The following is a 24,784-nucleotide window of genomic DNA, read 5'->3' on the forward strand; positions in this document are numbered from 1 at the left end:
GCGACTTCGTGATCTGTTTCGACAGATCAATGCGAGAGCATGGGCATACGCGGTGAACTGAAACATCTAAGTAGCCGCAGGACTAGAAATCAATCGAGATTCCCTTAGTAGAGGCGATCGGAAGGGGAATTATGCACAAACTGAACGAAGCTCCGAGAGGATCTTTGGATGTGGGTTTTGGCCGTCTTTGGAACCGATTCTCCTAGGTAAAGTTTGCTGGAAAGCAACACCATAGAGAGTGATAGTCTCGTAGTCAATGGAGAAAACGTTCTTGGACGTGCCGAGAGTAGCATGGGTTGGAAATCCTGTGTGAATATGGGAGGCACTATGTCTTCCAATGCTGAATACTTCTCGAGTCCGATAGCGCACTAAGTACTGTGAAGGAAAGCTGAAAAGCACCCCTAGAAAGGGGTTGAAAAGAGCCTAAAACTATCTGGTGGTAGGTTAGATACGGCATTAAAGCATCGAAACTCTTTAACGAACTTGGCGAGAGCCTCTAGTAGGACAGAATGGAGCAGTGTCGTATCATCCGTTTTGAAAAACGGGGCAGGGAGTTTGTTGCCGTGGCAAGGCTAACCACCTTTCGGTGGGGAGTCACAGGGAAACCAAGAAGTCCGCAATGCTTTGCATGAGGGACCGCGTTATAATCAGCGTGAAGTCACCGCAACATGATCCGAAACCGGTCGATCCTGGTCTGGCTAGGTTGAAGCGGCGCGAAAGCTCCGTGGAGGACCGAACCGCTGCTGCGATGCAAGCGCTCGGATAAGCTGGATCAAGGGGTGAAATGTCAATCGAGATCGGTGATGGCTGGTTCCTTTCGAAATAGATCGAAGTCTAGCCTCAGGCGAGACGGCTCACGAGGTAAAGCTACTGATTCTGGGTTCCTGAGTTCGCGCTCAGGCCCGGAGTCAAACTCTGAACTCTTGAGCGTTGCAGACCCTGGGAGCGAGGGGCGGTGCGTAAGGTACCGTTCCGAGAGGGAAACAACCCAGAGCAAGGTTAAGGCCCCCAATTCCTGACTAAGTGTCTTTTGAAGGGAGTCACGGTTCTCAGACAGCGGGGAGGTTAGCTTAGAAGCAGCTACCCTTTAAAGATAGCGTAACAGCTCACCCGTTGAGAGCTGTGGCACCTAAAATGGACGGGGCTCAAGTCAGGAGCCGAGACCTTGCCATCGTCTCTGACGATGGATAGAAAGGCGATCTGTGTGGACAGAAGCACGGCCGTGAGGTCGCGTGGACCGCATAGATACGAAAATCCTGCCGGCAGTACCAGCGACAGACAGGTGAGAATCCTGTCCACCGTAAGAGGAAGGGTTCCTCAGCAATGATTATCAGCTGAGGGTTAGTCGATCCTAATCCAGTCCGTAATTCGAGACTGGAGAACAGGTAATCAGGTTAATACTCCTGAACCAATCTGTATCATCTTCGTCTCGGGATATCGGAAGCTGCGTCTTCGCGCAGTCCAAGCAGTTAATGTGTGCAAGCGTAATGCATCGACCACATGAAACTGTGATGGGTCTGGGAATAATCCCGGATCTCCGAGATTCCTGGGACCTTTGAAAAGATACAGACGGCCGTACCAAGAACCAGCACAGGTCCTCTGGCTGAGTAGGCTAAGGTGTCTCGGGTATAAACTCGGCTTAGGGAATTCGGCAAGTTAGCTCCGTACGTTCGCAAGATGGAGTACCTATCCACTCGCTTGGATAGGTTTCAATAACTAGGCCGGCTCGACTGTTTACTAAAAACATAGCCGACTGCTAGTCCGAAAGGATTTGTATAGTCGGCGACTCTTGCCCAGTGCCAGCACCTGAAACCTCCGTTCAGGGAGAAGAAGGGCTGGTAAACGGCGGCAGTAACTATGACTGTCTTAAGGTTACTTTTAGTTGCCTTAATAAAATCTGGCTATATGCTGGAACGTCTCTACGATGTAGAAACAGACTACTGTTCTCTAAAGAGAGCAGCGACCTCTAAAAGTGTTCTACAAAGAGATAACCAGCAGGAAAGACTTCCAAGTTTGGAAGAATCCTCAGAGACTGTACGTCAGACCCGTTAGATCGGGAAGATACAGTCCGACCTTCACGGCGACGTGAAGAGGTTGCCTCGCAGCGACACGCCTTTCTCAAGATTGAGAGGTCAGTATCGGTCTTTTTCCGAGAAAGTAACAGATGTGAGCGTAGTCCCTTGCCAACTAATTGTTGGCCCGCATCAATAGAGGAACGAGGTCGGCACTGTCCCAAGCCGTGGCCCGGTGAACCCACCATACCGGCGCATAGGCCGGTGACTTCTAGTGGGAAGCGAAGACCCTGTGAACCTTTACTGCAGTCTGTCGTTGCTGCGGGGGTCCGAGTGTGAAGTGTAGTTAGGAGACGTTACAGAGATGCATGCGCTAGCATGTCGCCCAGTCGCCCATTGGACACTAACCTCTCGGAACCCCGCGGCTTACCTCTACGGAGGGACAGCCACAGCTGGGCAGTTTAACTGGGGCGGTATCCATCTGATAATAAATCAGATGGGTCCAAAGGTAGGCTCAGTCCGGTCAGAAATCGGACGTAGAGTACAAGGATAAAAGCCTGCCTGACTGGTTCCTTATCAATACGAGAACCAGGCGCGAAAGCGTGGCCTAGCGAACCCCTGTGGCCAACTAGTGAGGCCCAGGTATGACAGAAAAGGTACTCCAGGGATAACTGGATTGTCTAGGGCGCGAGCTCACATCGACCCCTAGGCTTGTTACTTCGATGTCGGCTCTCCGTATCCTGGCTGTGCAACAGCAGCCAAGGGTGGGGGTGTTCACCCATTAAAACGGATCGTGAGCTGGGTTTAGATCGTCGTGAGACAGATCTGTTGCTATCTGCTAGAAGTGTTTTTGTGGTCTGAGAGGAAAGTCCGGACAGTACGAAAGGAACCCTGGACTGAGGCCTCTGGTGTATCTGTCGTCCGGAAGGGCGGTGCAGAGTAGCCACGCCTCATAGTCGTAAGAGCTGAAAGCATCTAAGCTCGAAAGATTCCTCAAAAAGAGACCGCTTCCGTTCTTGTAGAAGACAAGTTTGATAGAGTGGCGGTGTAAGAACCAAGGCAACGAGGTTCTCAGCCGACCACTACTAAACACGGGTTCCAACTCGGCGGACGGTGTCACCAGCTTGAGCTCTAACATTGAACTTGCTCCGCAAGGAGTTGGTTCATTGAAAAGATCGTTGAGCTCGGTTGGCTTATAGGTGGTCAAACCTTCAACTTTCTGTACACAATTACTTTTCTACTATATCAAGCAATTCTTCTCCAAATGTGAGTGTTTACCTAAAGTGAACAGTGATTAATTCCTGGTAACAAGCTTAAATCGTTTAGCCAATATATAGGTATTAGAGGAGGTGGAGTGGACACCACCGCTGGCATTCAGGGTATAAGTGTATCGGACGTAACAGGAAGATCGCTGCTGAATGTTGAGTGAGGAAAGTCCTGACACCCTACCCCCGACTCTCTGAGTTGCGGGTTTGAGAAAGCTGTAAGGCTTTCGAGTCCGTGAAGCAGGTGCTAAGACCTGTGTGCCGAGAGGCATCGGGATCAACCACAACCCGTGTAATAGCAGGGTAGCGAGATCCAAGGTCCGCAGAAACGCCACGGCTCCTATAATTTAGGAGAATCGCTGAAACGTGTTCCATCTCACGGTGCAAGCTTAGTACAGTGCAAGTGCGGATTGGAGGTAGGTCTCTGATCTTCGCCAAGTGAAATGTGTTCCACGGTCTTTCCCGTCCGGAAAGACTGTTGAGGAAGGATTTTTCATCCTTCGACATAGAACAGAATCGGGCTTACTCCCACCACCTCTACATTCATCTTTTTGAAGTTTCACATCCAACTTTATAGTATGGCTAAAGACAACGAAGTTCAGATGCCCTCCAGCCAGGGAGGACTTGTACAGTACTTCGATGCGGATTCAGGAGTACAGATAGATCCTAAGATGGTCATAGCATTTACAGTAGGTGTAGTAATTTTAGAACTCGCACTTCACATGAGGATTCTGGCTTAACTGGAAACTTTATTTAATACTTTACAAAGAACCTGTTTCTATACAGAAGGGCCCGTAGCTCAGCTTGGACAGAGCAACCGGCTTCTAGAGTCCGCTTGGCTCAAAGTTTTCTGGATTTGAGAGCTGCACCACTGAACAGCAGTTAAACCAGGAGTTGGAGCGAACTGGCTTAGGTTACCGGTAGGTCGAGGGTTCAAATCCCCCCGGGTCCGTTCAAAATTTGATACCAGCAGAAATTCTGCGACTTTTGTGAGACCTATCAGATGAAAAAGAAGCAACCAATCTCAAACAGATCGGTTCAGTAAAATGCCAGAGACAAATAGCTTGGAGGAAGCAGAAATAATTATACAGAAAATTCCCTCAGACATAGGGATACACAGAAACCCGAGGAAAGGAGCTCTTAATGCACCCGAAATCCTGGTAGAAAATACTGAGTTCAGCCAGGAAATTCTGATAGATGAAATTTTTCCAGACGAATTCGATCTGGAAGAAACCCAAAAAAGAATCAAAGATGATACCAAGGATTTGTTACAGTATCAAAAACCGATTCTGTCCATAGGCGGAGATCACTCAGTCTCCTTTCCGGTGATAAAAACACTGAAAGAGAAGCATCCCGATCTTAAACTTGTCTGGCTTGACTCTCACCTTGATCTAAAAAAGAAAGTCGACGACCACGTTTCACACGATGTAGTTGTCCGTGAACTTCTGAAATGGGGATTTACTGAAAATGAGATCTGGTTTGTAGGAGTAACTGAAGTAGATCACGACGAGGAAGAGTTTACCAGAGACTCCGGATTTCACATATATCAAGCTGATGAAGTAGAAAAATTCGTCCGTGAGTTTAGGAAAGACGGTTCTCCTGTATATCTTTCCGTTGATATTGATGTTCTGAAGGAAGAGATAGCGCCTGGAACCGGATACCCTGACGGAGAACTTACGGTAGAAAATGCAGAAAAAGTTATTGAAGCCGTCAAACCTGATTCTGCAGACCTTGTAGAAGTTGCGCCGCCATTTGATGAAGACGGGAAAACAGTAAGTAATGCAGGAAGAATACTGGAGAAACTTCAGAGGTGTTTTTGACTCCTACATTATTTTGGTTTTTTCAAAATACAGTTTCAATTGGCATTCGATGGATGAAAAGGCGCTCCAGGTAGAGGGAGATTTATTTGAGGCTGTACAGAATTCGGAAATATTTGATGACTCGAAGACCTTTCCAGATGCCATTCTAACCACCAACAAAGAAACAGCTCTGGAAGATTTCAAAAATAAAGACATCAAGACTGCAGTAAACAGAAACTTTGAGATACCGGAAAGTCCAAACATCTCGATAGATAATAGAAGCTCCATGAGAGCCTATATAGAATCTTCATGGGATTCTCTCTTACAGAGTTCATCAGACAAAAGCACGCTCATACCTCTGGAAAACAAATACGTGGCTCCCGGAGGTCGTTTCCGCGAACAGTATTACTGGGATTCCTACTTCTCAATGCTGGGACTGAAAGCTTCTGGAAGAACAAAAATACTTAGAGGAATGGTTGAAAACTTCTCCTCACTGATAGAAAGATTCGGCTTCATACCTAATGGAAACAGAATTTACTTCCTTGACAGATCACAACCGCCATTCTTTGCCTACATGATCAATCTTTTGCCAGAAAACGAAAAAACAAAATATCAGGGAAATCTGGAGGAAGAATACCGTTTCTGGATGGATAGAAGAACAGTTAAGACAGAGAAAGGAGATAAGTTGAACCGTTACTGGAGCGAAAAAACAGTTCCGAGACCGGAGTCTTACGCGGAAGACTTTGAAACCGGTGGAAGTGAGAATTTTAGAGGTATAAGAGCCGCGTGTGAATCTGGCTGGGATTTCAGCAGCAGATGGGCGAACAACGGACTTGAATCAATCAGGATAACTGACATAGCTCCTGTTGATCTAAACTGTTTCCTGTATGAAAACGAAAGAACACTTTCAGAACTGTCCTCAGAGCCTGAGAAGTCAGAAAAATACAGGGAAAAAATGTCTAGAAGAAAGAAATTGATAGACAAGTATTTCTGGAACGAGGGAGAAGGTTTTTACTTCGACTACGATCTTGAGAACCAGAGGCAAACCGATACTTGGAGCTTGGCCGGAGCTGTACCTTTGTATGTGGAAGCTGCTTCGCAGAGACAGGCAGAGCAAGTCGCTGAAAACTTGGAGGAAAAGTTCTTGGAAAAAGGCGGATTTGTTACCAGCCTCACTAGATCAGGACATCAGTGGGACTATCCAAATGGGTGGGCTCCTCTACAGTGGATAGTCTATCAAGGACTGAGAAATTATGGTTTCGACCAGTTAGCAGAGATGGCTGCAAAGAAATGGATTGAAATGAATCGGGAGATATTCCGGGAGACCGGTAAGATGTATGAAAAATACAATATTGTCGATCCTATGTCCGAAGTTGAGGACGGCGAATACCCCGTACAAGAAGGATTTGGCTGGACGAATGGTGTGACACTCATGATGTTGAAAAAACTGGGAGAAACATCTGGTTCCGTTAGCAGTGACGGAATTACCTAGAATAACTGTTTTGAATCTTCTCCGAACAATTGAATTTTATGATAGCAGTGAAAGAGGAACTGGCAGAGAAACTGGAAGAAATATTGGAAGTAGAAGTAAAAGAGGATGACATTGAAATTCCCGAAGACGAACATGGAGACTTTGCCTATCCAGCTATGAAGGCAGCATCACAGAAGGAGGAGAATCCTCGGAAACTTGCTGAAGAAGCTTCAGAAAAGCTTGGGGCACTTGACATTGTTGAACGAGTAGAAGTTGCCGGACCCGGATACCTTAACTTTCATCTTGATAGAGAAAAATATGCAAAGATCATAGAGGACATATTGGAATCAGAAAATATGGGTGTCAAGCAGAAAGAAGGCAGTATCCTTCTAGAGTTCTCCTCTCCAAACATTGCAAAACCGATGAACATAGGACATCTCAGAAACAATGCTTTAGGAGATTCTCTGAGAAGAACTCTCTCTTTTGTCGGATATGATGTCACCGCAGAAAACTACATAGGCGATCTCGGAACACAGTTTGGAAAGGTTATTTACGGGCATAAAAACATTGAATCCGAGAAAGACTTCGAGGAAGAACCTATAGAGTACATGCTCGATATCTATGTCAAGTTTCACGACCTCGCAGAGGAAAACACAGAAATAGAGCACCAAGCCCAGGAATGGGCGAAAAAGATAGAGAAAAGAGATGATGAAGCAATCAGATTATGGAAAAAATTCCGCAGCGCAACACTGGAATATCACAGAGACGAATACGAAAGACTTGGAATCAAGTTCGACAGGATAACCGGTGAATCAACGGTATACGAGGACGCCAGAGAACTGGTAAAGCAAATGGTTGAGGAAGGAAAGCTTGAACACGACGAAGACGGCTCGATTTTCTATGAGTTTAAAGAGGATGAATTACCTGGAGCAGTTGTTCTCAAGGCAGATGGATCCACATTATACATTACCCGGGATCTCTACAACCTGAAGAAGAGGAATGAGGAAGGGTTTGACCACAACCTGTATGTTGTAGCCTCCGAGCAGGAGCTCCACTTCAAACAGCTTTTCCAGATTGCAGAAGAATCAGGGATTGAAGCCGAGGGATCAGAGCATTTATCTTACGGAATGTTGAATCTTCCGGAAGGAAGTATGTCGACCCGTAAAGGGCTTATAATAGAGCAGTCAGAGATATTTGACCGGGCGATTGAAATCGCTGAAGAAAAGGCTGAGGAGGAAATAAACCGCAGCCTGGAAAACGCTGAGGCAATCGGAATCGGTGCGGTGAAGTACAGTAATCTTTCAGTTTCGAGAAAAAAAGACATGGAGTTTGACTGGGATACTGCTCTATCCTTCCAGGGAGACTCCGGGCCTTACCTTCAATACTCCAATACCCGGGCTAAAAGCATCCTCGGAAAAACCGAGAGAGAACCAGAGTTATCAGGAGCTCTAACTAGAGAAGAATATAGACTTGTGAAAAAACTGGGCGAGTTCCCGGAAAAGGTCGGGGAAACAGCTGAAAACAGAGAGCCAGCGAAAATCGCCAACTATCTCTCAAATCTGTGTGAAGAATTTAACAGCTTCTATCATTCCAGCCGAGTGATAGGCGAAAACGAGGAAACAGAGAAGAGAAGACTGAAAATAGTAAAACTTTTCTCAGATGTAACTGATCAAGGCATGAAACTACTCGGAATAGAGCCTTTAGAGGAGATGTAACGCAGTAATTCTGGAATCGTTGAACTTATTAACAACCGAAGCCAATTTTTCGTTGTATATGTCCATTTTTGAATCAATCAAAGAGATGGTCTCCGACAGCCAGGAAGAAGGAGATTCCAGAGATCTATCATTTGAAATGGACGACGAAAGCCTTGACTTCACCCTAAGCGATAAACAAGACATAAAGATCACAGGAAAGATCGAGAAAATGGCGGACGTGGATGTAAAATATGCTTTAATCAAGCCCTTTGCCTACGCACACGTCAAATGGAACGAAGAACAGAAAGAGGTAATATATCGCATTATCGAACCAGAACTCGATGATGAAAGCGAGGAACTATTAGAGATAGTCAAGGATAATCTTTCCGAAAAAATCGATGTCTCCCTGAGCTCTATGGGAGGAAGAGAGAAAATTATCGGTTACCTACAGGACCAGATCAACGACCTGCTGATAGAACTCGGTATCAGTATGACCGATGAACAGCACAAGAAGATACTGTATTATATTTACAGAGATTTCGTAGGACTAGGAAAAGTAGAGCCATTTATGCACGATCCATACATTGAAGACGTTGGATGTGACGGAACCGGAACACCTATCTTCGCAGTCCACTCCGAATTTGGATCAGTAAAATCAGGCGTACATTACAACGACCAAGAGGACCTGGAAAATCTTGTAATTAAACTGGCAGAAAGAGCCGGACGATACGTTTCATACGCCAATCCATTGCTTGACGGAGCCTTACCTGATGGCTCCAGAGTTAACGCATCACTTACAGAAGATGTAACAGCCCACGGGCCGACATTTTCAATAAGAAAATTCCAGGAAACTCCGTTCTCCGCAGTAGATATGATGGATCTAGGAACAGCAAATGCCGAAATCATGGCGTACATATGGATACTTCAGCAGTACCAGCAATCAATACTTATCTGTGGAGGAACTTCAACCGGTAAAACGTCTTATCTAAACGCTACAGTTTCATTCATACCTCCAGAAGACAAAATCGTCTCTATCGAGGACAGTATTACCGGCGACACAGAAATTGAGCTGGTAGAAAACGGAACCAAAGTCCGTAAACCTATCTCGGAAATAGTGGATCCTCTAATAGAGAAAAGAGGAGAAAAATTAGTTGATGGCGCAGAAAAGGCTGAGTTAAGTTCAGAGATCAGGACCGCGACAATAGATGAAAATTTGAAGACAAGTTATCAACAGCCTTCAGCTTTCTACAGGCACAAAGTCGATAAAGATATTTACCGGGTGAAAACGGCTTCCGGCAGAGAGCTTAAAATAACAGAGGATCACTCAATCTTTGGCTTAGATAATTCAGATCTAAAGGAGATCAAACCTCAAGAATCAGAAGGAGAAAGAATCGCTGTACCAAGAGAACTTCCGACAGGACACGGCGTGAATTCATTAAATATAATTCAAAATGCCGAAAATAAAGAAAGATTATTTGCCGAAGGGAAAGCCATAGAGGAACTATATAATCAGGCAAGCTGGACCAAAATAAATGAGGTAAGCGATATCTCAAACAGCGGATTTAAATACTGGAAAAGAAACCAGATGATGAGAGGTAAAGAAATCCATAACTTAACCGGTCAAGATATCAAGATAGATGAAGATTACATTGTAAGATCTAAATCTAAATCAATAGAATTCCAGCCCGAATTAGATATAACATCAGAACTTCTTGAAATATTCGGACTATGGTTAGGCGACGGCAGTTACGATCGCCACAACGATAACTGTGTTCTAATTACCACAAGCGAACAGGAAATCGAAGATGTAATTAGAAAAGGCATCGGCCAGCTTGATATCAATATAACTAAAAAGAGCGATGGAACTCTGAGCATCAACTCTGTCGTTTTACTTGAACTAATGAAGGGTATAGGCTTCAAGGGAAAATCCAAAACCAAAACGGTACCGGAATTCTGTATTAACCTAAATGAACGACAGATTGGCGCAGTTCTGAAAGGATACTTCAGCGCAGACGGTTCAGTCAAAAACCATGAAGTTACATGTAGTTCACAAAGTAGGGAATTGTTGGAAGGAATTCAAGATCTCCTGCTGAGATTAGGAATAGTCGGCTCAATAAATGATTATGACAGAGAAGACGATTGCAAGGAGCTATCAATCTCATCTCAAAAGTTCCTCAGGAAATATGAGGAAAAAGCCGGATTCGTACAGAAGAGGAAAAATGATTCTCTTAAACAAATGCTTGAACGAGACAAAGCACATCACGAGAAGAACGACGTCATCCCTACAAGCGAGGAATTTGCGGAAAGAATTCACAGAGAGACAAAGATACAATGGAATTACAGAAATAATGCCAACAATCTTGGCAGAAACTATCTAAAGGAACTTACAGAGGACGAAGAAATACTGAAACTGGCAAATTCAGATATTTACTGGGATAAAGTAATTGAGGTAGAAAAAATAGATCAAGAAGAAACATATGTCTACGATATCAGTGTTCCAGAATCAGAAAGATTCATAGCTAACAACATACTCGCACATAATACCCGAGAGCTCCAACTACCTCACGAGAACTGGATACCCTCCGTTACCCGTGAAATGTTTGGAACTTCTAGCCAAGGCGATGTAGACATGGATCAACTCTTGAAAGAATCTTTCAGGCAGAATCCAGATTACGTTGTGGTTGGAGAGGTCAGAGGAGAGGAAGCATCAGTGCTTTTCCAAGGTATGAGCTCTCTTCCAGGAAGCGAAAGAGTGTTAGTAAAGGAAAATGGAAAGCTAAAGAAAAAACCTATAGAAGAAATAGGAAAACCTCAAACAGTCCCATCTATAGATCCTGAAACAGGTGAGGTAGAGCTTAAAAACGGTTCCGCAAAAATAGAGCATCCTGAGAGAGAGGAACTGCTTAAGATTAAGACTTCATCCGGAAAGACTGTGAAAGTTACCAAGGACCACTCTGTATTCGGTTGGGAAAAAGGAAAGTGTGAAGCTTTACAGGCAGGAGAACTGGAAGAAGGAGATAGAATTGTTACTCCAGCAAAACTACCATGTGGTTTCAATGATAAAGACAACCTCAATCTCTTGGAACTCCTTGATAATCCAAGAGTTAGAGCACCACAATATTTCAGGCGTTCAGTCGAAAAGCTTAGTTATCGAGAAGCAGGAGACGTAACTAATGTCCAGACAATAACTGACTACTATGGAAATCATCAGGAATCAAAGCCCTCCAGTATGGAACTGGACAAGTTCCAAAAACTTATGGACGAGGCAAAGATAGATTACAATCCAAAAGAATTAGAGTTGAAATATTTAAGGAAAAGCGGCTCACTACCCGCATTACTGCCTTTAACGGATGAATTCCTTCGCTTGATTGGTTACTATATTTCGGAGGGTTCGATAAACAAAGGTAATATCCAGCTCTATGCCTCGGATGAAAAAGTCATAGAGGACATGAAAAAATGTTTTGAGTCACTTGGAGAAAATCCTGCAATCAGAGAATCTAACACTGGATATGGGGAGTCGAAAGAAGTTCAAGTTGCGAATTTGACCTTAGCCAAGACATTGAAACAACTTTGCGGGCATGGTTCAAGTGAAAAGAAGATTCCCGGCTTTATCTACGGTCTCTCGAAGCAGAGGATAGGTGAAGTCCTTACAGGTCTTTGGAACGGAGATGGGAGCTTTACAGAAAACAAGTTCTCATACTTCACAATCTCAAAAGAGCTCGCAGAAGACGTAACACACCTTTTACAATGTCTTGAAATATTTTCCCTAAAAAGAAATAGAAATCGAGATGGAAGGGATACCACCGATTACGAAATACATCTAGGCAGAAAGAATGACCAAGAAAGGATGCTAAAATACATAGAAACTCTTAAAGCAAAAGTTGAATTAGATTATGATGGTAGAGATAATAAGTACAGACATGGAGAAATCGTAGCAGACAAAATTAAACATATAGAGAAGATAGAACTGGAAGAACCAGAACCAGTGTATGATATCTCAGTTCCCGGCAATGAAAGTTTCATAGGCGGCTCAGGCGGGATAATGCTACACAACTCCGGCCATCCTTCAATGGGTACGATGCACGCTTCTTCGCCTAACGCGGTTGTAAAAAGACTTACAACGCCTCCAATATCTTTATCGCCAGCCTTGATTGAAGCAATTGATGTCATGGTGGTTATGACACATGCGAAGGGTGTAGAGAATTCAGCTAGAAGAGTGAAAAACATCCACGAGCTTCAGAAAGTTGTCGGAGAATCAGCTTCAGCCAGAACCAATCAAGCATTCTCCTGGACCGCAGTTGACGATTCATTCAGTCGGAGAGGAGAGCCATACCTATTCGACCAGATCAGTAAGGATTACGGTGTTGCCAAGCAGAAACTAATGAAGGAAATGGATAGAAGAACAAATCTATTGAAATGGCTTCAGGAAAAGGGTGTAAGCGATTTCGACGAGGTATCGGACATAGTGGCGGAGTACTACAAGAATAAAGATCAAATCCTGAAAATGATAAACTCAGAGGATGAAAAGTACACTCTACAGGATGTAATTGATGCCGAGGAAAAAGTCGATCTTTCAAGACCTGACCAGCTGGACAACGCTGTTGAAGACGATGAAGGGGAAACACTGGAAAAAGAGATAAATGATATTGATAGTGACGCCGATGTAGAGACTAAGAAGAAAATCGAGAGCAACCCTGTTGCAGATTTAGAGAAAAAACTGAAATCTGAAAGGGAAAAAATCGAGAAAGTAAGATCACGGACTCCTGAGGAAAGACACGAAAACCCTTTCAGCGATTCCAAAAATGCAGAAGAAGATCCCTTCGAGGCCTGAATCATGAAACGTGTCAAAACCCGGATAGATAACATGGACAGACTTCTAGGAGGAGGGATACCGGAAAAAGAAACAGTGCTTGTGAAGGGTGAGCCAGGAGCAGGGAAGACCAATCTCGGGTTAGAGTTCCTCTACAGAGGTGCAAAAAACGGTGAGAAAGGATTGTTTGTATCATTCCAAGACACCGAAGACGATATACTCCGAGCCAATACCTTTGACTGGAAATTTGATCAACACGTAGAACAGGGAAACATCAATGTAAGGAAAATGGATCCGTACAGATACGAACAGGTTCCTGACATGATAAGAGGAATGATCAAAGAGAACAACGCATCTCGTGTAATAGTGGATCCAATCACGGACCTCGATCTCTATATAGACTCAAGAAAAGATATTAGAAAAAACCTGTTATCCATAAAGAGAGAGGTCAGGAACCTAGGAGCCACATCCCTGCTTCTGGCAGAGAGCGGAGAGGCTACAGAGATTGAAGATGAAGTAGCGGACGGGATAGTTAACATGGAAGTAGTAAGGGAAAACGGAAAAGTGAAGAGAGAAATTTATGTAAAAAAGCTGAGAGGTTCAGATTACAACCACAGCGTCCATAACTACGTCTTCAATAGTGACGGCCTGAAGGTCCAATGAGCTCAGACCCATTCAACTCCGGGATTCTAGAAAGAATAAAACAGGCATCGGAAACAGACAATCTTGATGCCGCGGCAAACGCAATCTTTGGCCCTACAGTTGACAAATACGGAGAGGAATTTGAAGACCTGAAAAATGATTTACAGAAAGCTGATATGGATATTCTTTATAGGACATATGTTTCCAAAATGTTTCTGTACAGCTCATTTGCATTCATCCTAGGATCAGTTGCAGGAATAGGTGTAACAGTATACGGAAGTATGTCCTTACCTGAAGCGGTTAGATATCTTTTCGGAGTACCTCTCGCCTTTTCACTTGTCACATTTGGCTTTATGTATCTGTATCCATCTCAGAAAGCCAAGAGAAGAAAGAAAAATATTGATGATAACCTACCCTTCGCTCTCAACCATCTTGGAGCTATTGCAACTTCCGGAATACCTCCTAAGTCAATGTTTGAACTTCTTAATACGTTCGATGAATACGAAGGAATCTCAGATGAAGCAGGAGAAATATCCCGCAGAGTCAACGTGTTCGGAGAAGATCTTACAACAGCATTGAAACAGGTAGCGGAGAAATCCCCGAGCGAGGACTGGGCCGAAGTCTTGTTCGGTATAGTCTCAACTGTGGAAACCGGAGGAGATCTCAAATCATACTTACAGGAAAAATCAGACGAAGCATTGTTCGAATACAACCAACAAAGGAAAAAAGAGATCCAGAAACTAAGTACATACGCTTCCTTCTACACAGCAATTTTAATCGCCGCACCGGTCTTCCTTGTAGTGGTGCTCGCAGTCATGAACCTTTTGGGCGGAACCATTGGAGGATTTGCTATAAGAGACCTGATGTGGCTAGGGGTACACGTGATAATACCTGCTATAAACGCTTTGTTCGTGGTATTTTTGGCGCTAACGGTGGACTAAAATGAACTCGAAAATACTGCAACTGAAAATCAAGAACTACTGGAGAAAGAACGAGAAGCTCATACTAGCTATTACAGGGGCCTTTATCCTAGGAATGACAATAGCGGGTCTGAACTTTCTCAACCATGAGAACTCCATCAACAAGTACAAAAGCTCTGATACACAGGTTATAGATGCTCAGAGAAACGCGAACTTTAGCTTCCAAGTAGATGACCCATCGGTTGCACAGGCACAGATAGAACTCAGATTAGAGAACATGGATGGGACCCCTCCTGTCAGGGTTCTGGTGAACGGGCAAGAACTGACAGAGGTAAGTGCTAACACCGATCTAATCAATATTCCTTCTGAACAATTACAGGCAGAAAACAATGTAGTAATAGAAACAACGGGTTTAGGGATAGACGAACAAAGATTAATCTATGCCAATGTAACATCAACCAACAATATTCAGGAATTAATGTTTGTCATATTGAACCTGACATCTCTCCTTCTCATGGCTGCTCCAGTGATGTATATCAAGTACGAGCAGTACAAAACCAGGAAAAATATGCAGAAAAAGTTCCCGGAATTCCTGAGGGATGTAGTTGAAGGAACCCGGGCAGGAATGTCATTACCTCAAGCCATCAAAAACACTGAAACCGGGAGCTACGGTCCCTTGGACGAAAAAATTGAGAAGATGAACGCCCAACTCGACTGGGGAATTCCCTTTGAAAAAGTTCTCAGAAACTTCGGGAAAGATACAGGATCTCCGGTCATCAGAAGAAGCGTCGATACAATTATACAGGCATATTCATCAGGGGGAAATATCCAGGATGTACTGGAATCAGTGGGAGACAACATCAGATCAATCAAAAAACTAAAGGAAAAGAGGGAATCCCAGCTCTACGGAGAAATGATAACCGGATACGTGGTATTCTTCATCTTCATAGGTATCCTGGTTGCATTAACCGAATTCCTGTTACCTAATCTGGCCTCAGCACAGCAATCGCTTGGAGGAGGTGGAAACTTCCAGGTAATCGGTGGTGGAGGAGCCAACCTTCAGGAAAACATCTCGCTATACAATGACTGGTTCGCAAGATTGGTATACATACAGGCATTCTTTTCAGGGCTGATCATCGGAAAACTATCCGAGGGAGAGTTGAAGGCAGGGTTCAAACATATGTCGATTCTGTTCGCAGCCGGTTACCTAGCGGTCACATTCTTCCTCTAGGAACAAACCAATTTAAACCGACAGAACATATCAGTAATATGGAGAGGAAAGGAATATCACCGATTATAGCCTCAGTACTTCTGCTTGCGGTAAGTCTATCAGTTGTCGGAATTTTCTCGGGCTGGGCGCCAGAACTTGCACAGGATGTAACAGAGTCAACAACAAACAGTACTTTTGAGACAATCGCGTGTAATGAGGCATCTGTAGAAATTAGATCAGCTTACTATGATTCAAACAACAACGTAACATCATCGGTAAGAAACAATGGAGATGAGAACCTTTCCAGTCTGTCTCTAGTTGCATTCGCCGACAACCAAACAATACTAAACAAGACCACAGACGTAAGCATAGAGAGAGGAGAGATTAAACAGACAACTATTACCGGAGTAGATATTGAACCTGCTTACATAGAAGCACTTTCAACAAACTGTGGATCGGTGACAGATAGAGAAGATAACGTAAACACTTAGAGAGATGAAAGGAGTTTCACAGGTCATAACCTCAGCACTGATTCTAGCCGTAGGGGTAGCAGTAGCAAGTGTTTACGCGGGGTGGGCGCCTGATTTCGCAGAAGATTTAACAAATGAAGTTGCTGGACAGCAGGAACAGAATCTGAAATGCGACAACGTTGGATTAAGAATAGACAAAGCGGAATACAAATTCTCTGGAAACTATACAGAAGTAGTTGTTATCAACACAGGTACAATAAATCTGAGGAAAGGGTTAACCGCTGCATCCATTAACCAGTCAAGAATAAAATCGACAGAGATCAGTAAAATAGAAGCTAATTCGACTAGAGTAGTCCGTATAGATGGCGATGAAGTACCTGAGGAAGTCATTGTTACAAGTGATGAATGCAGGGAATTAGAGGCATCCACTCAAAACATTGAAACCAGCTAAATCGTTGTAAAGAAGCAACAAATCAAAGCAGGAAATTCCTGTGTACAGACTTTTTATTGACGAAAGCGAATTACTACTTAATGAAGACGGTTAAAACAGCGGTCACCATCTTAGCTGTCCTGGCACTCTCATCGGCTGCAACGGCACAGGAAGTTGAAAATGTATCGCTACAGATGAATCTCTCTCCCAGTACAGATATCTACGTGGATGGAGATCTAGCGCAGGAGAAAACCTACAGTTCAAACGAAATAGACTTCCCGTATATAACCAATGATGAACCGGTTGGAATTATCGGACTGGGAGAACTCAAAAACATCAACTACTCAAATAACGGCAAAGAGGTTTTAGAAGTAACTCAGAAAGAAGGAAACTTTATAATACCGAATACTCAAGGCGGTTATACAGCCATTGAGGACGACAAAGACGATATCCGGTCTCAGAGATTTCTGGAAAGAGTGAATCCAAGCTTTGGATTTCCCCCGGTAGAAACACCGAATGTAAGGGTGATTTACCGGTCGGACGTAAAAATTGAGGGTTTTGAGGGAAGAGCAGAAAATTCAGTTGAAATATACTCAAGACACAAACTCAACAGCAGCACCAAACCTGAAGTAAAGTTAGGACTAAATTAAAATAATTGGAGGAAAGAATGATTGCTATGGAACCAGAAAACTATTGGATAATCGAGGTCTACAGCGACGAAACAGCCAACATCTCCATAATGTCAAAAGAAGAGGCGGAAGCAGTCAAAGGCATGAACGACGATTTCAAAGAATGGCAGATGGCTCCATGCAGCGAGACATCGGAAGAAGAGATGATAGAGGTAGCTGAAGACCACGGACTCGAACACGATCCCTGGTAAAACTCAATTGACCTCTGGGCGAGTCTCTCTATCGAAAAATCTACAATATTTATCACCAGGATTTCTATCACAATAATCTTCGATTTTATTCTGCCTCAAACTGTCATTTTTTACATCACTATAATTCTGGGGAAGCAAATCAGCACAGTCAGGATCCCCAATATACGTCTTCACCTTTACTTCACCAGTCAAATCATTTTTCCCTACATCAACACCAGGAATTGCATGTTGATTGCAGACAGCGGTTTGCAAAAATAAAGCATATACCAGGACCGGGATGATAAGAATCAAACTAGCTAAAGAAGCTCTCAAAGGCCTGAGATTTTCACTCATAAAACCTATGACGCCCAAAATATATCCCGAAAAAAGAGCTGCTGTCAAAAGGCTAGAGACTTTTCCACTTTTGAGAAATATTATGAGGCCGATTGAAAAACCTGTTAAAGTCAAAGTCAGGGCTCTCTTAAAGTCAATGGCTCTCCCCCTAATTTTGAAGGATCTCATTATGGGAATTTTTTCTATTTATTGGATAAAAAACCCTTATTTAGAAACCGGTAGGGGAGATGAGGTCTATAAGATAGTCTAATGAACTTGTTAGGTCTATGGCCGAGCCCGGATTTGAACCGGGAACCTATGCATCTTCAGTGCATCGCTCTCCCAGATTGAGCTACTCAGCCAACTCGCTACGTCAAACTGATACGAAACAACTCATCAAACCTATGTACTTCAACATTTTTCAGTTGATAGGTGAATTTTTAAGAATAGAACCTCCCGAGCTTCAGTCAGTACATAAAATTTTAGTCAAACTGTATTCTTGTGACAAAAGAGAACGAAGACACACGCAAACACGTAATTCCAGGGACGGATCAATCTCATAAAGGAGAAAGAGTTGAGGGATACGATTTTAGAGGCGAATTCGATCTAGAAGAAATGCTTGAAAGTTACGGGTCAACAGGTTTTCAGGCATCACACCTGAAAGAAGCGATTGATCTGATAAAAGAGATGAGGGATAAGAATGCCAAGATATTCTTGACCTATACTTCCAACATTATTTCAAGCGGTCTAAGAGAAGCAGTTGCATACCTTGCGAAGGAAGACTTTATTGATGTAATAATAACCAGTTCTGGCTCTCATACAGAAGACGTCATCAAGACAGCTAAGCCGTTCAAAATGGGAGAATGGGATGCCGACGAAGCAGATTTAAGGGAAAAAGGTATCAATAGGCTGGGCAATATCTATGTCGAGTCAGATAACTATGTTTGGCTTGAGAGCTGGCTGAATGAGAACTTCTTCCCTGAATTCTTCGATGAGAAAAAGCTGAGAGAGCCGACAGAAGTTGCCAGGGAACTCGGGAGAAAGATCAGTGAAGATGATGAACTTAAAGAAGAAAACTCTTTCCTATACCACTCATATAAAAACAACATCCCGGTTTTCTGTCCCGCATTGATTGATGCAGAGATCGGTGACTACATGTTCTACTACCGTCAAGAAGTGGATTCGGATATAGGTATTGAAATACTGGATGACTGGGATAAACTGATACACGAAGCTATTGAAGCAGAGAAAACTGGTATTATAGCGGTAGGGGATGGTGTTCCAAAACATCAGGCAATCATGTCCAACCTTTTCAGAGGCGGAACAGATTATGCAGTATATATCTCTACAGGAATGGAGGGTGATGGATCGCTTTCAGGCGCCCCACCTAAAGAAGCAGTTTCCTGGGGGAAGATAAAAGAGAAAACAAGAAATTATACGCAGATAGAGGCCGAGGCAACACTTGTATTGCCGCTGCTGGTTGCCTCCGCATTCAAGAACTATGAAGTTTAGAGCTTGTTTTTCAGTTTCTCGAAGATGCCCTGGAGCGGTTCCGCCACTTGATCTTCATTGATTTCTCCAAGATTAACCCATTCGGCTTTCTCCGGCTCCCCTTCAATCTCCACCATGTAGGGTTGCCATGTAATCTCTTCGCCTTCTGCCTCAAAGCTTGTCTTCAGCTTGCTCATATACCTTGTTGCATCCGATGAGCATCCTGTATGTTCCTCTGCAATCCTCTCAGCAGTATCAGCCGAGAGTTCTCCTCTCTGTCCTCTGCCGTTGGGAACATTCCACTGATCGGATTCCTCGTTATAGATCATTAGAAGGTTTTTATCTCGTACAATTAGACTTCCAGAAAGTTGGGTTGCTACCATACACAAAATTGTATCCGCTTGTTTAAAACGATAGTTTATTCAAAATCAGGTTCAAGGCTTAGACAGGTGACAGAAAATGGAATACATCAAGATTCAAGGTGAGAAAATACCGGCTCTTGGACTCGGAACATGGCAGTTAAAAGGACAAGAGTGTGTGAAAGGAGATAAGACAGCCCTGGAAAACGGTTACAGGCACATTGATACAGCCCAGATATACGGGAACGAAGCTCAGGTAGGGAAAGGAATCAAGGAATCGAATGTTGATAGAAATGATATCTGGGTTACCACAAAGGTCTGGCGGAACAACCTGAATAAACAAGGACTGAAAGATTCAGTCAATGAAAGCCTGGAAAAGCTGAGAACCGAGTATGTTGATCTTTTGCTGATACACTGGCCTTTCGAAGAAATGGATCTCGAGACAGTTCTTTCTGAAATGAATGAGATGGAGGAAGAAGGAAAAGTGAGGAACATCGGGATAAGCAATTTTACACCGGAACAGATGAAGCAAGCTGATCGATATTCGGACAGCGAACTTCTAACCAACCAAGTTGAGTACCATCCTTTCCTATCGCAGGATGAGGTACTAGAGAAATGTGAGGAGAAAGATGTGATGCTGACAGCATACTCTCCACTAGCCAGAGGAGAAGTACTTGGAAACAAGAACCTTCAGGAAATAGGTGAAAAATACGGAAAGTCACCTGCTCAGGTCTCACTTGCATGGCTGATACAGCAGAACAATGTCGCAGCGATACCCAAGGCCAGTTCAAAGAAACACATACAGCAGAACATAGAAATCTTCGACTTCAAACTTACTGAACAGGAGATGGAAACGATCTCAGAGCTTGCACGAGAGGAAAGAAAAGTAGATCCTGACTTCGGGCCGTGGACTGATTGAGTTAAAAATCTAAGAAATTAATTGTACATTGCTGATGTTAGAAGACGTAGAAAGGATAATAAATGCTATTTACAAGTTCCAGGATTCAAAACAGATAGAGAAGGAAAATCTCTATATTGACATGCAAATTGATTCTAGCCCGAATGAAGAAAGTTACTTTGTAGAATATGGTATAACAGATCTCGATTCAAGATCCTGTACAGGCTTGAATCCTAAAATATACTACAATTCAATGGAAGAAGCATGGGACAGCTATACCGAACAGTTAGAAGAAATCACGGAAGAATTCACGGAAGCACATAAACTTGTAGCAGAACCAGAAGAGTATCAAGCTACGGCGGGAGGAGGCAACCCTGCCAAACAAATCAAAAAGGTGTAGAATGAATCGCCCAGACCAGGATTCGAACCTGGGACCGCCACGTATACTGCGACTTCACGGAAGTTAACTTGGCTTCCGAGACCATGCAGAACATGGATCTTTGAAGTTTAACAGCGTGGCGCTCTACCTACTGAGCTACCTGGGCTTTATCATTATCTGTATAGATGAGATTTTTAAACCAATCCTACTGAAATCCCTGCTGAAGTATAAATTGTGAGTTGCGATATACCAAATTATAGCTCTAGCCTCACCAATATTGGTAGATTCAGAAAAGTAAAAAAAAGCTTAGGGAGATGCTTTCCAATTCTCTTCAATAAAAAAAGAAGAAAAAATGATTTCTGGCTTGAACGCTACAGCTATTCCTCTACCTGATGAATCATGTACATATCGAGGAATCCGTATACCTGCTTGCAGAAGAACGGTAGGATGACAAACGCTACTGATGTCTCGAATGCGTTAAGCACTTCCATAGGTCCTGGAACTCCAAGATACCATACCGCCGGGTAGAGCAGGAAGAACACTGTGATATAAGCTGCCAGTGTCTTATAACTCTTTCCAAGCGTATCGGAAGTCTCCTCCGCCATCTGTTTGAAAGGCCCCCAAATCAGGTAGAATACTCCAAGTAGGAGTGCGTTACCAATCCAGTAAGCCCATGTCATGCCTGATTCCTGAGAAATAATTCCTGTTACAACAAGCATGAACTGTAGACCCATTAATGCACCGAGTAGATCCCATCTGGTATCTCTTCCATGCATAGCTGTGAGCCCGAGAGCAAGCAAGATTAACGGCGTAGACACCATCCAATCCATGTACCATCCGAAATCACTCAACGGGGTTCCATTGAGAAAGTTCAGATACATGATTCCCGACCAAGTCACTATAAAGAAGTGTATAATCGGGAACTTCGAAGGTACATTATCCCATTTCCTACTGAGGAAAAGGTATCCTAGGCCGCTTAGAAATGCGGTAGCGATATAAGCCATGATAAATGACGTGCTGCCAGAGGCAGTTATGGCTTCATATACCATAAACATACTGTTTATACTTTATACATATAAAACAACCGGTTTGAGCCGGTTGCTGTATCTTTAGAAAGCTGTGAAACAGTTTTCATAGCTACCAGACAGTTTGTCGGTTCATATTTATTCCAACCAATTTTGAAGTTTACTGGATCAAAGCCAGCAACATTATGAAACACAGGAGACCTGTGAGAAACCCTATCGGCCTCTCCTTTCTAGGATCCATCGAGTCATGGACAACCAAATAGATGAAACATCCTCCTAAAACTCCGAGACCTGAGTAAATGAACTGAGGTGAAGGCTTCAAACCTGCCGCAATAAATACCCCTACCAGTGTTAATGAGGATACCAGTAACTTTACCGGGAAACTATCTACAATCTCTTCATGCATCTCCTTGATTGCAAGGGAATTCACCATTGTATGGATCAAAACAGGGAAGAAAAACAGAAGTAACTGACCGTCACCCGTAGAGGAAAGAAAGTAAAGCATCATACCTATCGTCAAATGATACAAACCAATGAAAACAGAGTGTACCTCCTTTAACTCATATTTTATCTCCCCGAAGTTTTCCTCCCGCTCGTAAAGAACCTCCTCTATAACATAGAAAAGCGCTATACCTCCCAAAACCGGAAGATTCCTGACAGTAAATACAGTATTAATCATGGTTTCAGGGAGAAGCACCGAGAAGAAATAGGTCAGAGTAAATCCTGCGGAAAATGATGCAAAAAAGAAGTTATACCTTGAAGTATAACTATCCAGTTCCTCACCGAAGAAATGGACCAGGCCTATTATTCCTCCCATCGCAACGGCCGGTAATAATGACATTACTAATTACTTAATAGAGATCTTATTTAGAATCATGGGATAGCCAGCAAAAAATTACTGAAAGCAATCAGTATCTTACAGATTTGATAGCTGTTTAGGAAAAGACATTTAAGTATTGTTACTACTTTAGGATAACAAGAGGTTATCAAAAATGAGTGCAGGAGATTATCTGGAAAGAGCCGATAATGGAGAATATGTCGAATTCGGAGAACTACTTGAAAACGAACCGGAAGAGGCACTGGAAGTATTCCAAAACTCAAGAATAGAAAGAGGAAGCGTCGTTGTGGATGAAGACTATGCCCTCGACAAAATATATGATGATTCGGAGATTGATCCTTGGGAAATTATCGAGGCTCCGATCAGAGGCGCATTATCTAGCAAGTATGAATCAGGAAGAGGAGCGGGCGAGAAAAAAGCCGAGGAAATAAACAGGCGGCACAACAACCAGGCCAATATCCTGGACATGCTGACAGAAAAAACAGGAACCAATAGCGTCAAGGCAAAGATGGCTGACGCCGGAGCTCTTGCCGGATTAGCCGGTTTCAGCGGATCTGCTGCGGCAGGATCTGTTCACGGTATGGGAGCTTCAGCCACCCTTGGCATAGTATCCTCCGCCAAGAGTTCTGAGTATCAGGGCGTGAGAGACAGTGAACAGAGAGCAGCTGTAGAAGGACTAGAAGACGCATACGGAAGCAAGTGGCTGGAAATAGAATAAAAAAGGAGGTTTTAGACCTCCATAAGCTCTTTAATCCAGGAGTTCCTCGTTCTCTATCTTGTTTGGAAGGTACTCATTTGCCACGAACTCAAGGCTCTGTGATGCAAGGGCCTGTTGCTCGACTCTGACTCCTTTGTCCAGCATCTTCTGGAACTGTGCTTGCCATTCATCTTTCTGCATCCAGTCATACTCCATCACGTCATGAATCCTTTTGTAATCCTTTGTCGGGCCTCCTGAATCCTTCGGTTTCCCTTTCAGATCCTCTGTTACATGTTCTAGGCCGTACTTATCAATATCTTCCATTGTCATACCGATAAGTCTTGCACTAGGTGTAGCCAGTCGGTCTGACTGGAAGGCAAGACTCATTGATCCTGATTTGAGAACTGAGTAGATGTAGTATCCCCATGGGTCGCCGTCACAGAATACGTAGACCGGCAGGTCAAGCCTGTTATGCATTATATTGATGAGTCTTCTTGCTCCTCTAGCCGGTTGACCTCCTGTACCTATCAGGATAGCGTTGTGATCTTCGTGGAAATCCTCTTCAACCAAACGGTTGACCATAGCGGAGGTCTCGACTACCATGATGAAGTCAGCGGAATGTTGTTCAAACTCGTAATGATCAACAATAGATGGGATCGCAAGTCCAGAGGTTCCCATAGCCATGCAGTCAATCGAGTCACCTGAATCATTGATTGTGATAGGGCCGAACAATCTTCCTTTCGGTTCTGCAAAAAGATGTAGATCCTCTCTAATTGCTCCTGTCGCTGTCTCAATATCGACTACGACATTGTTGGATTCGTCCTGATCCTCGAAAGTGTTTTCATCCAAACCGGGAACCGAGTGTTTCAACTGGTAGTAGACCTCTCTGATTGATGCAGTCCTACCTGATTCCACAAGTTCTTTGGCTTTGTTCGCGACCAATGTTGTCTGCATAAACTTCCTGGCATGACTGATGTTCAGGAACTTTCTTGTCGAGTAACTGTCTCCAAGGGAGAGTCTTCCTTCTTCCTCATCGTAGTGAACATTTGACTTGGATCTTACCTGTGTATCGATTGTAAGATTTTCCTCGTTGTTGTCATTTAACTGGTTAACCAGTTTCTTACCGAGATGTGTTAACCTATCTAATGTCTTCTCGTCGTTTGCTAAATCTTTCTTTGGCAT

Annotated in this window: 22 protein-coding genes, 1 tRNA gene and 3 other annotated features; of the genes, 17 read left to right on the forward strand and 6 right to left on the reverse strand. The window is 43.5% G+C overall.

From position 1 onward, the window contains the following. The first annotated feature begins 30 nt into the window (after nucleotides 1-30). Nucleotides 31-1,411, forward strand: a sequence feature (possible 23S ribosomal RNA but 16S or 23S rRNA prediction is too short). 162 nt (nucleotides 1,412-1,573) lie between these two features. After that, nucleotides 1,574-2,317 (forward strand) — a sequence feature (possible 23S ribosomal RNA but 16S or 23S rRNA prediction is too short). A gap of 110 nt (nucleotides 2,318-2,427) precedes the next feature. Continuing rightward, nucleotides 2,428-3,063: a sequence feature (possible 23S ribosomal RNA but 16S or 23S rRNA prediction is too short), on the forward strand. A 792-nt stretch (nucleotides 3,064-3,855) separates the two neighbouring features. From BRC29_00005 to BRC29_00060, 12 genes are all read left to right on the forward strand, one after another. Continuing rightward, nucleotides 3,856-4,017, forward strand: a complete 162-nt coding sequence (locus BRC29_00005) for a preprotein translocase subunit Sec61beta (protein ID PSG98493.1) — start codon at nucleotides 3,856-3,858, stop codon at nucleotides 4,015-4,017. A 306-nt stretch (nucleotides 4,018-4,323) separates the two neighbouring features. Continuing rightward, nucleotides 4,324-5,097: a hypothetical protein gene (locus tag BRC29_00010; protein PSG98494.1), complete on the forward strand. Its 774-nt coding sequence runs from the start codon at nucleotides 4,324-4,326 to the stop codon at nucleotides 5,095-5,097. Then, on the forward strand, nucleotides 5,057-6,568 hold the full coding sequence (locus tag BRC29_00015; protein PSG98495.1) for a trehalase: 1,512 nt from the start codon (nucleotides 5,057-5,059) through the stop codon (nucleotides 6,566-6,568). Before BRC29_00010 ends, BRC29_00015 begins: the two co-directional genes overlap by 41 nt. A 38-nt stretch (nucleotides 6,569-6,606) precedes the next feature. Continuing rightward, complete coding sequence (gene argS, locus BRC29_00020; GenBank protein PSG98496.1) at nucleotides 6,607-8,262, forward strand: arginine--tRNA ligase; 1,656 nt, start codon at nucleotides 6,607-6,609, stop codon at nucleotides 8,260-8,262. 58 nt (nucleotides 8,263-8,320) lie between these two features. After that, the gene (locus BRC29_00025) at nucleotides 8,321-13,072 is read left to right on the forward strand and encodes a hypothetical protein (protein ID PSG98497.1); all 4,752 of its coding nucleotides are present in this window, start codon (nucleotides 8,321-8,323) and stop codon (nucleotides 13,070-13,072) included. Between the two features lie 3 nt (nucleotides 13,073-13,075). Continuing rightward, nucleotides 13,076-13,714, forward strand: coding sequence for a hypothetical protein (locus BRC29_00030; protein ID PSG98498.1), 639 nt, complete (start codon nucleotides 13,076-13,078; stop codon nucleotides 13,712-13,714). Further along, nucleotides 13,711-14,634 (forward strand): hypothetical protein, encoded by a 924-nt coding sequence (locus BRC29_00035; GenBank protein PSG98499.1) that lies wholly within the window; start codon nucleotides 13,711-13,713, stop codon nucleotides 14,632-14,634. The genes BRC29_00030 and BRC29_00035 overlap by 4 nt, the downstream gene beginning before the upstream one ends. A gap of 1 nt (nucleotide 14,635) precedes the next feature. Then, nucleotides 14,636-15,844 carry a hypothetical protein gene (locus BRC29_00040; GenBank protein ID PSG98500.1) on the forward strand — a complete coding sequence of 403 codons (1,209 nt, stop codon included), beginning with the start codon at nucleotides 14,636-14,638 and terminating at the stop codon, nucleotides 15,842-15,844. Between the two features lie 38 nt (nucleotides 15,845-15,882). Next, entirely contained in the window at nucleotides 15,883-16,314 is a 432-nt protein-coding gene (locus tag BRC29_00045; protein ID PSG98501.1) for a hypothetical protein, read from the forward strand. Between the two features lie 4 nt (nucleotides 16,315-16,318). After that, the gene (locus BRC29_00050) at nucleotides 16,319-16,744 is read left to right on the forward strand and encodes a hypothetical protein (protein ID PSG98502.1); all 426 of its coding nucleotides are present in this window, start codon (nucleotides 16,319-16,321) and stop codon (nucleotides 16,742-16,744) included. An 80-nt stretch (nucleotides 16,745-16,824) separates the two neighbouring features. Continuing rightward, nucleotides 16,825-17,373: a hypothetical protein gene (locus tag BRC29_00055; protein PSG98503.1), complete on the forward strand. Its 549-nt coding sequence runs from the start codon at nucleotides 16,825-16,827 to the stop codon at nucleotides 17,371-17,373. Nucleotides 17,374-17,390: 17 nt separating this feature from the next. Next, a complete protein-coding gene (locus tag BRC29_00060) occupies nucleotides 17,391-17,603 on the forward strand; it encodes a hypothetical protein (GenBank protein ID PSG98504.1) in 213 nt (70 codons plus the stop codon). 3 nt (nucleotides 17,604-17,606) lie between these two features. Here BRC29_00060 and BRC29_00065 read toward each other — a convergent pair whose 3' ends face one another. Then, nucleotides 17,607-17,894, reverse strand: a complete 288-nt coding sequence (locus BRC29_00065; protein ID PSG98505.1) for a hypothetical protein — start codon at nucleotides 17,892-17,894, stop codon at nucleotides 17,607-17,609. Between BRC29_00065 and BRC29_00070 the strand changes: the two genes are divergently transcribed. Then, nucleotides 17,881-18,186: a hypothetical protein gene (locus BRC29_00070; GenBank protein PSG98506.1), complete on the forward strand. Its 306-nt coding sequence runs from the start codon at nucleotides 17,881-17,883 to the stop codon at nucleotides 18,184-18,186. The two genes, BRC29_00065 and BRC29_00070, sit on opposite strands and share 14 nt — an antisense overlap. A 17-nt stretch (nucleotides 18,187-18,203) precedes the next feature. On the opposite strand, the gene BRC29_00075 is transcribed toward BRC29_00070, so the two are convergent. Next, nucleotides 18,204-18,277: transfer RNA gene (locus BRC29_00075), tRNA-Phe, on the reverse strand. A gap of 139 nt (nucleotides 18,278-18,416) precedes the next feature. On the opposite strand from BRC29_00075, the gene BRC29_00080 reads away from it, so the two are divergent. After that, nucleotides 18,417-19,427, forward strand: coding sequence for a deoxyhypusine synthase (locus tag BRC29_00080; GenBank protein PSG98507.1), 1,011 nt, complete (start codon nucleotides 18,417-18,419; stop codon nucleotides 19,425-19,427). Here the strand turns inward: BRC29_00080 and BRC29_00085 are convergent. Continuing rightward, nucleotides 19,424-19,789 carry a hypothetical protein gene (locus BRC29_00085; GenBank protein ID PSG98508.1) on the reverse strand — a complete coding sequence of 122 codons (366 nt, stop codon included), beginning with the start codon at nucleotides 19,787-19,789 and terminating at the stop codon, nucleotides 19,424-19,426. The two genes, BRC29_00080 and BRC29_00085, sit on opposite strands and share 4 nt — an antisense overlap. 76 nt (nucleotides 19,790-19,865) lie before the next feature. Between BRC29_00085 and BRC29_00090 the strand changes: the two genes are divergently transcribed. Both BRC29_00090 and BRC29_00095 read left to right on the forward strand, forming a co-directional pair. After that, on the forward strand, nucleotides 19,866-20,684 hold the full coding sequence (locus BRC29_00090; protein ID PSG98509.1) for a hypothetical protein: 819 nt from the start codon (nucleotides 19,866-19,868) through the stop codon (nucleotides 20,682-20,684). A gap of 34 nt (nucleotides 20,685-20,718) precedes the next feature. After that, nucleotides 20,719-21,063: a hypothetical protein gene (locus BRC29_00095; protein PSG98510.1), complete on the forward strand. Its 345-nt coding sequence runs from the start codon at nucleotides 20,719-20,721 to the stop codon at nucleotides 21,061-21,063. Between the two features lie 356 nt (nucleotides 21,064-21,419). Here BRC29_00095 and BRC29_00100 read toward each other — a convergent pair whose 3' ends face one another. Together BRC29_00100 and BRC29_00105 are read right to left on the reverse strand one after the other, a co-directional pair. Beyond that, nucleotides 21,420-22,097: a hypothetical protein gene (locus BRC29_00100; GenBank protein ID PSG98511.1), complete on the reverse strand. Its 678-nt coding sequence runs from the start codon at nucleotides 22,095-22,097 to the stop codon at nucleotides 21,420-21,422. A gap of 130 nt (nucleotides 22,098-22,227) precedes the next feature. Continuing rightward, nucleotides 22,228-22,884, reverse strand: coding sequence for a hypothetical protein (locus BRC29_00105; protein ID PSG98512.1), 657 nt, complete (start codon nucleotides 22,882-22,884; stop codon nucleotides 22,228-22,230). Nucleotides 22,885-23,059: 175 nt separating this feature from the next. On the opposite strand from BRC29_00105, the gene BRC29_00110 reads away from it, so the two are divergent. Continuing rightward, on the forward strand, nucleotides 23,060-23,623 hold the full coding sequence (locus BRC29_00110; protein ID PSG98513.1) for a hypothetical protein: 564 nt from the start codon (nucleotides 23,060-23,062) through the stop codon (nucleotides 23,621-23,623). Between the two features lie 30 nt (nucleotides 23,624-23,653). On the opposite strand, the gene BRC29_00115 is transcribed toward BRC29_00110, so the two are convergent. Beyond that, nucleotides 23,654-24,784, reverse strand: coding sequence for a DNA topoisomerase VI (locus BRC29_00115; protein PSG98514.1), 1,131 nt, complete (start codon nucleotides 24,782-24,784; stop codon nucleotides 23,654-23,656).

This window comes from Nanohaloarchaea archaeon SW_7_43_1 (assembly GCA_003009795.1).
Classification (GTDB): domain Archaea; phylum Nanohalarchaeota; class Nanosalinia; order Nanosalinales; family Nanosalinaceae; genus SW-4-43-9.